Origin of the sequence: Bradyrhizobium sp. ORS 375 (assembly GCF_000239775.1) — a bacterium.
Taxonomy (GTDB): Bacteria; Pseudomonadota; Alphaproteobacteria; order Rhizobiales; family Xanthobacteraceae; genus Bradyrhizobium.
Map to the genome: position 1 here is coordinate 1 of NZ_CAFI01000429.1, position 14774 is coordinate 14774.

11 protein-coding genes are annotated in these 14774 nt (G+C 65.4%); 7 read left to right on the forward strand and 4 right to left on the reverse strand.

Annotation, left to right across the window (positions count from 1 at the left end):
• Positions 1 to 147 precede the first annotated feature (147 nt).
• From BRAO375_RS28435 to BRAO375_RS28465, 7 genes are all read left to right on the forward strand, one after another.
• Positions 148 to 1323 carry a transporter substrate-binding domain-containing protein gene (locus tag BRAO375_RS28435; protein WP_009030885.1) on the forward strand — a complete coding sequence of 392 codons (1176 nt, stop codon included), beginning with the start codon at positions 148 to 150 and terminating at the stop codon, positions 1321 to 1323.
• A 14-nt stretch (positions 1324 to 1337) separates the two neighbouring features.
• Positions 1338 to 1961 (forward strand): ANTAR domain-containing response regulator, encoded by a 624-nt coding sequence (locus tag BRAO375_RS28440; protein WP_009030886.1) that lies wholly within the window; start codon positions 1338 to 1340, stop codon positions 1959 to 1961.
• Positions 1962 to 2201: 240 nt separating this feature from the next.
• Complete coding sequence (locus BRAO375_RS28445) at positions 2202 to 3077, forward strand: nitrilase family protein (protein ID WP_175345384.1); 876 nt, start codon at positions 2202 to 2204, stop codon at positions 3075 to 3077.
• Positions 3078 to 3120: 43 nt separating this feature from the next.
• Complete coding sequence (locus BRAO375_RS28450; protein WP_009030888.1) at positions 3121 to 4281, forward strand: substrate-binding protein; 1161 nt, start codon at positions 3121 to 3123, stop codon at positions 4279 to 4281.
• A 76-nt stretch (positions 4282 to 4357) separates the two neighbouring features.
• Positions 4358 to 5194 carry a branched-chain amino acid ABC transporter permease gene (locus BRAO375_RS28455; RefSeq protein ID WP_009030889.1) on the forward strand — a complete coding sequence of 279 codons (837 nt, stop codon included), beginning with the start codon at positions 4358 to 4360 and terminating at the stop codon, positions 5192 to 5194.
• Positions 5187 to 7004, forward strand: coding sequence for a branched-chain amino acid ABC transporter ATP-binding protein/permease (locus tag BRAO375_RS28460; RefSeq protein WP_244423351.1), 1818 nt, complete (start codon positions 5187 to 5189; stop codon positions 7002 to 7004). Before BRAO375_RS28455 ends, BRAO375_RS28460 begins: the two co-directional genes overlap by 8 nt.
• Complete coding sequence (locus tag BRAO375_RS28465; RefSeq protein WP_035642771.1) at positions 7001 to 7702, forward strand: ABC transporter ATP-binding protein; 702 nt, start codon at positions 7001 to 7003, stop codon at positions 7700 to 7702. The genes BRAO375_RS28460 and BRAO375_RS28465 overlap by 4 nt, the downstream gene beginning before the upstream one ends.
• Here the strand turns inward: BRAO375_RS28465 and BRAO375_RS28470 are convergent.
• The 4 genes from BRAO375_RS28470 to BRAO375_RS28485 all read right to left on the reverse strand — a co-directional run.
• Complete coding sequence (locus BRAO375_RS28470) at positions 7699 to 10821, reverse strand: efflux RND transporter permease subunit (RefSeq protein ID WP_035642774.1); 3123 nt, start codon at positions 10819 to 10821, stop codon at positions 7699 to 7701. The two genes, BRAO375_RS28465 and BRAO375_RS28470, sit on opposite strands and share 4 nt — an antisense overlap.
• Positions 10822 to 10862: 41 nt before the next feature.
• A complete protein-coding gene (locus BRAO375_RS28475; RefSeq protein WP_009030893.1) occupies positions 10863 to 12113 on the reverse strand; it encodes an efflux RND transporter periplasmic adaptor subunit in 1251 nt (416 codons plus the stop codon).
• 897 nt (positions 12114 to 13010) lie between these two features.
• Positions 13011 to 13802 (reverse strand): hypothetical protein, encoded by a 792-nt coding sequence (locus tag BRAO375_RS28480; RefSeq protein ID WP_175345385.1) that lies wholly within the window; start codon positions 13800 to 13802, stop codon positions 13011 to 13013.
• A gap of 39 nt (positions 13803 to 13841) precedes the next feature.
• On the reverse strand, positions 13842 to 14774 hold a 933-nt coding region (locus BRAO375_RS28485), incomplete at its 5' end, for an OB-fold nucleic acid binding domain-containing protein (protein WP_244423353.1).

Genomic DNA, 14774 nt, shown 5'->3' on the forward strand with positions numbered 1-14774 from the left:
AGCGGTTCCGCAGCGAGGCGTGAGCAGAGCGTGTACCAGCTCGGATTCCGGCATGGCCCTCCCCCCGTTGCCAACCGCGCGGCAAGTCGCAATAAACAGCGCTTTCCGAGCTGGCCTACCCCGGCCCGTCGACCTGGAGGCATGATGATGACGACGAGACCGGCCGCAAAATCATCCGACAAGGATGTCTGGCGCGTCGGCGTGCTGTTCTCGCGCAGCGGCCTGATGCAGGTCACGGAGTCCGAGCACTTCTTCGGCACCGCGCTCGCGATCCAGGAGATCAATCGGGACGGCGGCGTGCTCGGCCGCGAGATCGAGGTCATCGCCTATGATCCGGGCTCGCAGCCCGAAACCTTCCGCAAGCTCGCCGACCGGCTGCTCACCGATGACGGCGCCTCCGTGATCTTCGGCTGCTCGACCTCGGCGGAGCGCAAGGCGGTGCTGCCGGCGATCGAGCGCCGCAACGGCCTGCTCTGGTACCCCTCGCTCTATGAAGGCTTCGAATATTCGCCGAACGTGATCTACACCGGACCGGCGCCGAACCAGAACGCATTCCAGCTCGCCGAATACATCGTGCGCAAGCACGGCCCGCGCGTCTACCTGATCGGCTCGGACTACATCTATCCGCGCGAGTCCAACCGCATCATGCGCGACCTCGTCGAGTCCTATGCGGGCCGCGTCGTCGGCGAGCAGTATGTGACGATGGAGGCGACCGACGCCGAGCTCACGCGCGGCCTCGATGCCATTCGGGACGCCGCGCCCGACGTCGTGTTCTCGACCATCGTCGGCCGCACCGCGCAGCGCTTTTACCGGATGTATGCGCAAGCCGGCTTCGATCCGAAGCGGTTGCCGATCGCGAGCCTCACCATGGCGGAAGGCGAGGTCCGCGCCATCGGCGCCGAGCACTGCGTCGGCCATCTCACCGCGGCGAGCTATTTCGGCACGCTGGCGCGCGAGAGCAACGACCGCTTCAAGGCGGCGTTCGCGGCCGCGTTCGGTGCGGAGACGCCGGTCAGCATGTGGAGTGCCTCGGCCTATGCGCAGATCAAGCTGTTCGCGCGGGCGCTCGAGCAGGCCGGCAGCCTGGATACGCAGAAGCTGGTGGAAGCTGCGCTCGGCCTCAGCCTCGAGGCGCCGGAGGGACCGATCCGCATCGATCCCGATAACAACCACGTCTGGACGACGCCACGGATCGGGCGCGTCCGCGCCGACGGTCAGTTCGACATCGTCTGGGAGAGCAAGAGCCCGATCAAGCCCGATCCGTATCTTTCGGTGTCGCCGATCGGCGGCCGCTGGCTGAGCGAGGAGGCGCTCTCAGCATGAGGCCGGATGACCGCATGAAGCCCGGCGTGCGCCGCCTCATCGAGGAGCTGCGTGGCGCCCGCGTGCTGGTGATCCATCCGCGCGACGCCGAGGGCGACGCGCTGATTGATCAGCTCAAGCGCATCGGCTGCAACGTACGCGGCGTGTGGCCGCCTCCGGCCGCGATCCCGCACGACATCGACACGGTGTTCCAGCTGATCGAAACCTCGGAGGAGATGATCTTCCCCGAGGGCACCAGCGATCATCCGCTCACCTTCATCGCGATCGTCGACTACGAGAATCCGACGATCCTCAAGCGGCTGCTCGACAGCAATGCGCATGGCGTCGTCAACAAGCCGATCCGCTCGTTCGGCATTCTTTCCTCGCTGGTGCTGGCGCGCTCGCTGCGTGGCTACACGCGAAGGCTCGAAGGCAAGGTGCAGAAGCTCGAGGAGACGTTGAAGGCGCGGCGCGACGTCGACAAGGCCGTGAAGATCCTGATGGGATTGAAGCAGGTCGGCGAGGTCGAGGCCTATGAGCTGATCCGCGCGCAGGCGACGCAGAAGCGTGTCGCGATGGCCGACATCGCGATCTCGATCATCAATGCGCAGGAGACCTTGGGAGGATTGGGGGTGCTGGATGCGCCGATTTCGCGCTGAGGGCCAATTGTCGCGCCCACACGTTGGGCAGCGACGGCCTCAAATTTTTGCAAGCGACGGCGTTGACTTCGCTTCGCGCATTTGAGTTACTTAGCGCCGTTGCGGACATCGAATGTCCGCCAATGGCCGGTCGGCCATTTCACATCAGGCTATGCAGCCCTCGCATTGCGCCGCAAGGCGCAGTCGGGGGCTTTTTGTTTGGCGCGCGCGACCCTCGCGAACGCAACGGAGACTCGTGCCTTGACGACGGATGACGACAGCAAACTGCGGATCGCCTGCATCCAGATGCAGCCGATGGTAGGCGAGTTGGAAACGAACCTCGCCCACAGCCTCGATCTGATCAAACAGGCGGTGGCGCAAGGCGCCAAGCTCGTGGTGCTCCCCGAGCTCGCCTCCTCCGGCTACGTGTTCAAATCCCGCGAGGAGGCCTTCGCCGCCTCCGAGACCATTCCCGGCGGCGCCGCCGTGACCGCCTGGAGCGAGATCGCCGCCAGGCACGGCCTGCACCTCGTCGCCGGCATCTGCGAGCGCGACGGGACAAGGCTCTACAATAGCGCGGTGCTGATCGGGCCCAAGGGCTACATCGGCACCTTCCGCAAGGTGCACCTCTGGAACGAGGAGAACCTGTATTTCGAACCCGGCAATCTCGGCTTCCCCGTCTACCACACCGAGATCGGCCGCATCGGCATGGCGATCTGCTACGACGGCTGGTTCCCCGAAAGCTACCGCCTCAACGCGCTGCAGGGCGCCGACATCGTCTGCGTGCCGACCAACTGGGTGCCGATCCCCGGCCAGGCCGAGGGCCGCGAGGCGATGGCCAACATCCTGGCGATGGCAGCCGCCCATTCCAACTCCATCTTCATCGCCTGCGCCGACCGCGTCGGCGTCGAGCGCGGCCAGCCGTTCGAGGGCCAGAGCCTGATCGTCAGCTACACCGGCTGGCCGGTCGCCGGCCCTGCGAGCCGCGACAAGGAGGAGATCGTGATCGCCGACGTCGCGCTCGGCGAGGCCCGCCGCGCCCGCAACTGGAACGCCTTCAACCAGGTCCTGCGCGACCGCCGCTCCGACGTCTACGACGAGATGCTCGGCAGCGAGGTCAAGCGCGGCTGGTACTGACAAGTTCGCAATTTCTGTTTCGACCATTCACGGAGGACAATCGATGACATCGCGTTTGCTCACCACTTCCCTGGCGTTCGCCCTCGCGGCGACCGCGCTCTCGTCTGCCTTTGCCGCCGATCCGATCAAGATCGGCGTCCCCGTCGGCCTGTCCGGCGCCAACTCGGTCGTTGCGCCGTCGGTGGTGCAATCCGCCGAGTTGGCGGTCGAGGAGATCAATGCCAAGGGCGGCGTGCTCGGCCGCAAGCTGGAGCTCGAGGTCGCCGATGATGCCTCCGGCGCCGCCGGCGCGCAGAAGGCGTTCGATGCCCTGATCTTCCAGAAGAAGGTCAACGTGCTGATCTCGATGGAGACCAGCGCGGCGCGCAACGCCGGCCTGCCGATCGTCGCCCGCGGCAAGACGCCCTACATCTACACCTCGTTCTACGAGGGCAAGTCCTGCAGCCCCTATCTCTACGTCAACGCCTGGGTGCCGGACCAGCAGGTGCCGCCGATCGTCGACTACTTCAACAAGGAGAAGAAGGCGAAGAACTACTTCCTGATCGGCTCCGACTACGCCTTCGGCCGCGGCATGCTCGCATTCACAAAGATGTACATCGAGAAGACGGGCGGAAAGGTCGTCGGCGAGGAATATCTGCCGATGGACGGCTCGGACTGGACCTCGATCATCTCCAAGCTGAAGGCCTCCGGCGCGGACGCGCTGATCACCTCGACCGCGGGCGGCGCGCCGAACGTCACCTTGACCAAGCAGTTGCGCGCCGCCGGCGTGAACCTCCCCTACGGCAATCTCGCCGTCGACGAGGGCACCGCCAAGGGCATGGGCGCCGATGCCGCCGGCATCTATCTGTCCGCGTCCTACGTCACCGGCATCGACACGCCGGCCAACAAGACCTTCCTGGCTTCGATGGCCAAGAAGTTCGGCGCCGAGCTGAAGACCCCGAACGATCTCTCAGTTCCGCAGTACGAAGCGGTCTACGCCTACAAGGCCGCGGTCGAGAAGGCCGGCAGCACCGACCAGGACAAGGTGCTGAAGGCGCTCGCCGAGGTCTCGGTCGATGGTCCGCGCGGCACGATCAAGATGGACAAGCAGCGCCATGCGCCGCTGACGATGTATCTCGGCCAGGTCCAGGCCGACGGCAGCGTCAAGGTGATCCAGAGCTTCCCCAACGTCGATCCCGGCGCGCAGTGCCCGGGCAAGTCCTGAGCGATACGATCCTGATCGCGTATGATCCCGCGGGGCGGACGAAGGCCCGCCCCGCTTCTCTCAAGTGGAAGTGACCATGCTGACCGTCGCCCTCGATGCCGTCACGACGGCCGCCATGCTCTTCGTCATCGCCGCCGGCCTCCTGATCGTGTTCGGCGTGATGAAAATCATCAACTTCGCCCACGCCGCCTTCCTGACCGTGGGCGCGTATGCAGCCCTGGTGGGCGCACAGCTGAACCTGCCGTGGTTCCTGGTCCTGCCGCTGGCGTTCATGGCCGGGGCGGTCTGCGGCGGTGTCACGGAGATCGTAATCGTCCGCCGTCTCTACAAGCGCCCGCTCGATGCGATCCTCGCGACCTGGGGTCTCGGCATCGTGCTGGGACAGCTCATTACTTTGATGTTCGGCCGCGAAGTACAGTTCGTGCAGGCGCCAATTTCGGGGACGGTGCACCTGTTCGGCGCCGACTATTCCGCCTACCGGCTGGTGATGATCGTCGCGGCCGTCATCGTCGGTCTGCTGTTCACTGGCTTGCTCAATGGCACCCGGCTCGGCCTGTCGACCAAGGCCGTGATCATGAACGAGATGCTGGCGCAGGGGCTCGGCGTGGACTCCTCGCGCGTCCGGCTCATTACTTTCGCGCTCGGCAGTGGCCTCGCCGCGCTGTCCGGCGCGCTGATCACGCCACTGTCCAGCGTCGATCCCAATATGGGCGTCCCCTGGCTGATCGGCGCCTTCATGCTGGTCATGGTGTCCGGCGGCTCGCTGCTGGCGCTGGCCGGCTCCTGCGCCGTGCTGGGGACGTTGCAGGTGCTGGTGTCCACCTTCGTCAATCCCATTCTGGGTGGCCTGACCATTGCGATCTGCGCCGCCATCGTGCTGCGGATCCGGCCGGAGGGTTTTGCCCGTGCCTGATGCGCGCCCCCTCGCCTCTCCCGCGACCCCCTCAACGGGCCGCGCGCTGCCGCGCCTGATCGTCCCCGCATTGCTGGTGGTGCTCGCCGCCGGCGTGATCATCGTCGCGCCGCTGCTGCTCGACACCTATCTCGTGAACATCCTGGTGCGCGCCTGCTTCGTCGCAATCGCGGCGATCACCGTCGACGTCATGTGGGGCTATTGCGGCACGCTGACCTTCGGCCAGTCGGCCTTCTTCGGCATCGGCGCCTATGCGCTCGCAATCATGTTCACCGAATACGGCTTCGGCACCTGGCAGATCTTTGCTGCGATCGGCGCCGCGGTCGCAGTTGCTGCGGCCGTTGCCGCCTTTACCGGCTGGCTGTCGTTCTACCCCGGCTCGACACCGCTCTACGCCTCGGTGATCTCGCTGGTGGTGCCGATCGTGCTGGTGCAGATCCTCTACTCCGGCGGCACGTTCACCGGCTCGTCGAGCGGCCTGGTCGGCTTCGAAAGTTTTGATCTGGAGATCGAGACCTGGCTGCGCCTCGCCGGCCTCGGACTGCTCGCGGCCGCGGTGATTGCGCTGGTCGTGATGCGCAGCGACACCGGCCGGTTGCTGTCGGCGCTGCGCGACAATGACTCTCGCTGCACCTATCTCGGCATCGACACCTCGCGGCTGCGCATTGTCGTGCTGGTGCTGTGCGCGATCGTGTCCGCGCTCGCCGGGTTCTTCTATGCCGGCTTCGGCGCGGTTGCCGCGCCGGAAAATGCCAGCTTCACCTTCGGCACCAACCTCGTCATCATGGTCGCGCTCGGCGGCCGCGGCACCGTCATCGGGCCGGTCATCGGCGCGCTGTGCATCGAGGTCGCCAGCGCCTATCTCGCGAACAGTCTTCCCTACGTCTGGGAGCTGATCGTCGGGCTGGCGCTGATCGTCGTGATCCTCGTATTTCCCGACGGCCTGCTTGGCGCGGTCATGCGCCTACTCAAAGGCGGCGCTCCGGGACAAGGGGCGCCGACGATGCTTCGACCTTCCGACGCGACCAAGGCCGTCAGCAATCCCGATTCCGTCGCGATCGAGGTGCGCGCGCTCGGCAAGCATTACGGCAGTCTCGCGGTGCTGGAGGGCGTTGAGTTCACGGCGTATCGCGGCGAGTTGCTGAGCCTGGTTGGCCCCAACGGGGCTGGCAAGACCACCTTGATCCGCTGTCTCTCGGACGGTCGCGAGCGCTCGACCGGCGACGTCGCGATCGCCGGTCACGACATCGCTCGGCTGCCGCCGGACCGCGTCGTGCGTTTCGGCCTGGGACGCAAGTTCCAGACAGCCTCGGTGTTCGAGACCCTCACCGTCGCCGAATGCCTGCGCGTCGCGCGAACACATGCCGATCCGCCAGCCCTCACATCGCGCTCGGACACCTTGGCTCTGCCGCCCGCGGCGATGTCGGTCGTCGAACGCTCCGGCCTCGGCGAACGGCTCGACGAGGAAGCGCGCAATCTCAGCCATGGGCTGAAGCAGGCGCTCGAGCTCGCAATGGTTCTGTCGCTCGAGCCCGACGTGCTGCTGCTGGACGAGCCGACCGCCGGCCTCACCCGGGCCGAGCGGCAGAGCTTCGCCGACATCCTCACCACCCTTGCCCGTCGCGACCGCCTCTGCATTCTCCTGGTCGAGCACGATCTCGATTTCGTGCGCGAGATCTCCTCGCGGATCATCGTGCTGCACCAGGGCCGCCTCGCGCTCGACGGCTCGGTCGACGAGGTCGTCAACAGCGAGCTCGTCCGCGAGATCTACACCGGCCAGCACGTGTCGCATGCGGAGGTGCCGGCATGAGCGCGATGCTGGAAATCCAAGAGCTCGCGAGCGGCTACGGCTCCTCCGAGGTGATCAGCAATGTCGGCTTTGCGCTGGCGAAGGCCGAGACGCTCGCCATCGTCGGCAAGAACGGCATGGGCAAGACCTCGCTGCTCAAGGCCATCCTCGGCTTCCTGCCGGCCTGGCGTGGCAGCGTGAGGCTTGCAGGCAAGGACGTGACGCGGGTGGCGCCGCATCTGAAGCGCAAGATGGGGCTGGTCTATGTGCCGCAGGAGCATGCGCTGTTCCAGGACCTTTCGGTGCGCGACAATCTCCGGCTCGGGCTGCTGTCGGACAAGGACATCGACGCGCTGTTCGAGCAGGTCGGCGGCTGGTTTCCGGTTCTGACCAAACGGCTCGGCCAGCGCGCCGGAACGCTGTCGGGCGGCGAGCAGAAGATGCTGATCGTCGCCCGCGCCCTGATGGCGAAGCCCGACGTGCTGCTGCTGGACGAAGTCACCGAAGGCTTGCAGCCTTCCGTGGTGGATCGCTTGTCCGAGGTGCTGGTCCGCGTCCGCCGCGAGATCGGCACCTCCATGATCGTCGTCGAGCAGCATCTGCCTTTCGCGTTGTCGATCAGCGACCGCTACCTCGTGTTCAAGCGCGGCGAGATCGTCGATGCCGCCAAGGTCGATGCCGATGCCGCCGCGCGGATCGACGAGCATATGCGGATCTAGCGGACCCTCCGGCGGGAGAATAGCGAGATCAGGACCGGCAGCGTGATGAGGATGACGACAGGCGCGAGCATCATTCCGGTCACGACCACGATCGCGAGCGGCTTCTGCACCTGCGAGCCGATGCCGCTCGACAGCGCCGCCGGCAACAGGCCGATGCCGGCGACGACGCAGGTCATCAGCACCGGCCGCAGCTGCAGCTCGCCGGTTCGGATGACGGCCTCGATGCGGTCGACGCCCTCGTCGATCAGCTGGTTGAACTGCGACAGGATGATGATGCCGTCCATCACGGCGATGCCGAACAAGGCGATGAAGCCGATCGCGGCGGACACGCTGAACGGAATGCCCGTGAGCACGAGGCCAACCACGCCGCCGAAGATCGCCATCGGGATCACGCTCATGGCCAGCAAGGTGTCGGCCATCGAGCCGAAATTGAACCACAGCAGCACGCCGATCAGCGCGAGGCTGATCGGCACCACGATCGACAGCCGCTTGATCGCGTCCTGCAGATTGCCGAATTCACCGACCCACTCCACCCGCGAGCCGGCCGGCAACTGCACCTGCTCGGCGACCTTCTGCTGCGCCTCCTGGATGGCGCTGCCGAGGTCGCGCTCGCGCACCGAGAACTTGATCGGGAGATAGCGCTCCTGCTGCTCGCGATAGATATAGGCCGCACCCGACACCAGCTTGATGGTCGCGACCTCGCTCAGCGGGATCTGCGTGATGCCGTTCGGCCCCTGCGCGCCGATACGCAGATTCTCGATCGCCTCTGCGCTCTTGCGATATTCCGGCGCGAGGCGAACGATGATCGGGAAATGTCGGTCGGAGCCCGGCTCGTAGAGATCGCCCGCGGTGTCGCCGCCGATCGCGACCTTGATTGTCGCGTTGATGTCGCCGGGCGCGAGCCCATAGCGCGCGGCCTTGGCGCGGTCGATGTCGATCTGCACGGTCGGCTGGCCCAACGAGGTGAACACCGCGAGATCGGTGACGCCCTGAACCGTCGACAGCACCTGCTTGATCTTGTTGGCGGTGTCAGTGAGCGCCTGCAGATCGTTGCCATACAGCTTGATCGAGTTCTCGCCCTTTACGCCAGAGACGGCTTCCGAGACGTTGTCCTGCAGATATTGCGAGAAGTTGAACTCGACGCCGGGGAAGCGGTCGTCGAGCTGCTTCAACAGCTCGGCCGTGAGCTGGTCCTTGTCCTTCGTGCCGGGCCAATCCTTGACCGGCTTGAGCGGAGCGAAGAACTCCGCATTGAAGAAGCCGGCGGCGTCGGTGCCGTCGTCGGGACGGCCGTGCTGCGACACCACGGCGTCGACCTCGGGCCGCGCGCGGATCATCTTGCGCATCTCGTTGACGTAGGCGTTGCCCTCCTGCAGCGAGATCGTCGGCGGCAGGGTCGCGCGAATCCAGAGGTTGCCCTCCTCCAGCTTGGGCAGGAATTCCAGGCCGAGCAGCCGGCCGACCACCACCGTCAGCAGCACGAGGCCGATCGCGCCCGTCATCACCAGATTGCGGTTGCCGACGGCCCAGCGCAGCACCGGCGCGTAGATCGCGTGCAACAGCCGCATCAACCGGGTCTCGGTCTCCTCGACATGCGCCGGCAGGATGATGGCGCTCAGCGCCGGGGTCACGGTGAAGGTCGCGAGCAGGCCGCCGGCGAGCGCGTAGGCGTAGGTGCGCGCCATCGGCCCGAAGATGTTGCCCTCGACGCCGCTGAGCGTGAACAGCGGCAGGAACGCGGCGATGATGATGGCGGCGGCGAAGAAGATCGAGCGCGACACGTCGGCCGCGGCGGAGAGGATCGCGTGGCTCTTCATGCCCATCATCGTGTCGGGCGAGATGTGGCTCTCCTCGGCCTCGGACAATGGCGTCGTCTGTGTCAGGCGGCGGAAGATCGCCTCGACCATGATGACGGTGGCGTCGACGATCAGGCCGAAATCGATCGCGCCGACCGACAGCAAATTGGCGGACTCGCCGCGCAGCACCAGGATGATGACGGCAAAGAACAGCGCGAACGGAATGGTGGCGCCGACGATCAGCGCGCTCCTGAGATTGCCGAGGAAGATCCACTGCAGCAGCACGATCAGGCCGATGCCGACCACCATGTTGTGCAGCACGGTGTGGGTCGTGGTGTCGATCAGGTCCTTGCGGTCGTAGATGCGCTCGATGCGCACGCCCGGCGGCAGGATGGTCGAATTGTTGATCTGGTCGACCAGCTGCTCCACGCGCGCGATCGTCGGGGAGCTCTGCTCGCCGCGCCGCATCAGCACGATGCCCTGGACGATGTCGTCATTGTTGTTGAGGCCGGCAATGCCGAGCCGCGGCTTCTCCGCCACCGTGACGTTGGCGACATCCTTGACCAGCACCGGGTTGCCGCCGCTCTGCGACACCATGGTGTTGGCGAGGTCGTCCATCGAACGGATCAGGCCGACGCCGCGCACCACGGCCGATTGCGTGCCGATCTCGACCGTGTTGCCGCCGACATTGATGTTGGAGTTGCCGACAGCCTGCAGCAGCTGCGGCAAGGTCAGGCCGTTGGCGACCAGCTTGTTGAAGTCGACCTGGATCTCATAGGTCTTGGTCTTGCCGCCCCAGCCGGTGACGTCGATCACGCCGGGCACGGCGCGGAAGCGCCGCTGCAGCACCCAGTCCTGCAAGGTCTTCAGGTCCAGCACGCTGTAGCCGGGCGGACCGCGCAGCCGGTAGCGATAGATCTCGCCGACCGCGCTCAACGGCGAAATCTGCGGCGTGACGTTGCCCGGCAACGGAGACAGCTGCGACAGGCGGTTCAGCACCTGCTGCAAGGCCTCGTCATAGGTGTAGTCGAACGAGAACTGCAGCTTGACGTCGGACAAGCCGTACAGCGAGATCGTCCGGATCGTGCGCAGGTTCTTGATGCCGGCGACCTGGGTCTCGATCGGGATCGTGATGTAGCGCTCGATCTCCTCGGCCGAGAGCCCGGGGCTCTGGGTCACGATGTCGACCATCGGCGGGGTCGGATCGGGATAGGCCTCGATGTTGAGCTGTCGGAACGCGATCAGGCCACCGATCAGGATGGCGACGAACATTCCGACCATCAGGAAACGCCGCTGGACGGCGATAGAAACGAGGCGGTCCATTCAGGTCGGAGCTTTCAGCACGGCAGGCAGGAGGACCACGTTCAGCTGCCGGAGGCAGCCCGGTCGATGAACAGGCTGCCCTTGGTCACGATCTGCTCGCCCGCGTTCAGATTGCTCTCGACGGCGACCTGATCGCCATTGATCAGGCCGGTCTTGATCTTGCGCAGCTCAATCGACTTGTCGGGACGCGCGACCCAGACGCGGACCTGGTTACCTTCGTAGATCAGGGCCTGCCGCGGCACCGCGACGGCGGGCTGCTCGCCCGGCGAATAGATCGTGACGTTGGCGAACATCTCGGGCTTCAGCAGCCCGTCCTTGTTGTCGATGGTGGCCCGGACCAGGAGGCGTCGCGTCGCTGGATCGATCGAGGCGGCGACATAGTTGATGCTGGCCTTCAACGGACGGCCCGGCAGCGCGAGCACGTGCACGAGGATCTCCTCGCCGACATCGACCAGCGCGGCGTCGCTCTCGCGGACGAAGGCCGTCAGCCAGACGGTCGAGAGGTCGCCGATCACGAACACAGGATCGCTCGCGCCGGAGTTCACGTACTGCCCTGGGCCCACCTTGCGCTGCACGACCGTGCCGCCGATCGGCGCGTGGATCGTGATCTCACGGTCGATGACGCCCTTGCTCTGGAAGTCGCTGATCGTGGCGTCGGTGAAGCCGAGAATGCGCAGCTTGTTGCGCGCCGCCTCCAGCGCCGTCTGTGACGACCGCATGTCATTCTGGGCCTGAACGGAGGTCGCCTCCGCCTGCTGAAAATCCTTCAGCGGGATCGCCCGGCCTTCGAACAGGTCCTTGGCACGCTTGTACTGGATGTCAGCCAAATCGAGCGCCGACTTCGCCTTGTTCATGGCGGTGATGGCCGCGATGAAGTCGTTCTGGGCCTGCACGGTGTCGGCGGCCTCGATCACGAACAGCGGCTGCCCCTGGCGGACAGTCTCGCCCGGGCGCGCCAGCAGCTTGGTCACGCGTCCGGCATAGGGCGAGAACACCGGTGTCGAGCGGTCCTCGTCGACGGCCACCTTGCCCTCGGTCACGTGCTCGGCGCGGAAGATCTTTTCACAGACCGGCTCGATGGTCAGCGTCGCCCACTCGGCGGCAGACGGGGTAAAGGTCGTGCCGCTGCGCTTGGACTGGCTGGAGAGCTCGATATTGTCCCTGGCAGCCGGACCGGGCTGGAACTGCATGTAGCCGTAGCCGCCTGCTCCGACCAGCGCCAGCGCAGCCAGACCCATCATCAGCCGCTTGGTGCTGATCATCTGCGGAAGTGGGTTCGTCTCTGACGCCATGGTTTGCTCGGTTGGCTCGCTCGGTCGGCTCGCTTCATCCGTGATGATTCCGGCTTCCGCGGTCTCATCATCGCGCTAATAGTGCGGAACTGGGGCTTTAAACAACCTAAAAATCGCCCAACTCGCCCTTGTTTTGCTTTAAAAATTTGAAAGCTGAACGACAGCCGTTCAGCTTGCATTCAGTTCGTTCCGGGCAATCGCAATTTTATTTGCGACGCACCATGACGTCATCTCCATGTAATAATCGCCGCTACGCTGCCGCAGCTCCGTGAGCCAACCTCCGCGAGTGAGCGCCTACGACGGCTTGGCCATGTTCCTCGCTTCCGGCCCGATGGAACTCAGCCTTGATCGTTCCGGAATGGCGTGGTTCATCGATCGCCCAAGCAGATCAGCGACTGTGAACTGAACATCGGAACGGGGCCTCGCGCGCTGATGCGTCCGAGTTGTGCTGACGGTTTCACCCTCCCGTGAGGAGGGCGCAGGGAAGGCCAGGCGCCGACTGGCGCCTGCGGCCCGCCTGCGAAAAAGATTGCAGGCGGAAGGTACCACAGGTGCAGCCGAGCTTGCCGGCCTTCCCTGCGCGACGGTTTTCACGCTTATTGCGCGCTCTCCCCGGTGTCCGGCTTGATAGCCACCGTCATCAGCGGGATCATCCTCCCCCCGCAAACTTGACGCCAGCATCGGGGCGCCAGGAGTACACGCCTTCACGTCCGCACCACGCCGGTCGTCCACGCAGCCAAGCTACGTTGCGGCATGATCACGGCCATCGCTCCCCGCCCCGCGTGTCGTGACGATCGCGCGCTACGCCCCTTCTCGATGGAGCGGGATGCGCGCAATAGAGCGCGAATTCTGAAAAAAGAAATATCTTTTTGCAAGCGTGTGGTCGAGCCGCGGGATTCATGCTGCCGGCGCCAGCGACCTCACCGAAAGCTCGCTTCGCGCCGCCGGCTCGCTGATGTATCGCCCGATAGCTTGCGCGAGGAGCGTGGGATCCATCAGGTATTGCTGGGCCGGAATGGCGATGTGAGCTCCGAAGATAGCTTCGGATCTGGCGATCTGCTTGAGAGCATCGACATGCTTTTCGGGCGGCGTCACCGCGACGATATCGGGTTGATGCAACCGGATGCACAGGAAGGGATTGCGGTTCATCTCGGCCACGGCCAGCCCCGCAATGTTGTCGAACGCGACGACATATGAAAAGCCGCGGTGACCGAATGTGATCCCGGAGGCGTCGAACTGGATGTAGGTGCTCGGCAGCCAGCCGACGAGCACGGCGGCCAGCAGGTAGCATCCGAAGATCAGGGACGCGATCGACAGGCATCGAAACACGATGCCGTAGGACCAGCCGAACACCGTCAAGATCACGCCGAGAACTGCAAGCCAGGCTCCGAGACCGCCGATCAGCATGCGCGAGGGGCGAATGGGAACGCCGCCTGAAATCATGACCCGCTCGGCCTTGGGCGCGGAGCGCCATTTGCGGAGGATGATGCTGCCGGCGAAGACGGCGCCCGATCCGAAGAACGCGATGGTGACGATTCCGACATCAGGTTTTGAGGGCAGCACGAGCACGCCGATGACGACGAACGCCATGTTCAGAAGGAAGAGAGATCGATCGGAAAGCGACATGGTGAAAGCTTGATCGCGGAGGGAAGGAACGGAAGATTGATAGCCCAACGATGAAGGCCGCAAGATGTCGTCGGCCCCGTGAGCGACTGCCTCGGGAAGCCCTCAGTGAAAATCCCTCGAGCGCGGCAGGATACGGACGTTGCGGGGGTGGCTGACGCGCTGGGAGGGATTGTCGGGGTGGTCGCGGCGGTCGTCGTTGAGCGGCTCGGCGGGCATCTGCCCCTGCGGGATGGCGCCGAGGCGGTCGTCTGACAGCAGCGCGAGATCGGCGGTGCGGTCGACCAGGCGCTCAGCGACGAGGTGCACGACCTTCTCGGAGCTGCTCTGGATGCGGCCCTCGACCAGCACGAGGCGCGCGCCCATCACCTCCTTGCGGAAGGTCTCCATCACCTTCGGCCACACCACGATGTTGGCGATCCCGGTCTCGTCCTCCAGGGTCATGAACACGACGCCCTTGGCGCTGCCCGGCCGCTGCCGCACCAGCACCACGCCGGCGCAGCGGATGCGGCGGCGGTCATTGGCATCGTTGACGTCGCGGCAGGCCAGCACGCTCTCGGCGGTGAAGCGCCGGCGCAGGAACTCCATCGGGTGACCCTTCAAGGACAGGCGGATGGTCTGATAGTCCGCGACGACGTGCTCGGGCAGCGGCATCTCGGGCAGCGGCTGTGCGCCCTCGTCAGGCTGCTCGCGGGCGATCGCGGCCTCGAACAGCGGCAGCGGCACGTCGTCGGGCAGCCGGCGCACCGCCCACAGCGCGGCGCGGCGGTCGAGCCCGAGCGAGCGGAACGCATCGGCATCGGCCAGCAGCAGCAGCGCGCGCTTGGGGAGAGCGGTATCGCGGGCGAAGTCTTCCAGCGAGGTGAACGGACGGCGCTCGCGTGCGCGGATGATGCGGTCGGCCCAGTCGTCTTCGCGGTCGGCATCCGCCAGCCACATGTGAGTTTGTTGTTCGTTGTCATTCCTGGCTAACGCATTTGCGTCGTGCTCTCCAAATGCATCGGCTGATTGTAAGTTTGAAACGCCTTTATCAACGCC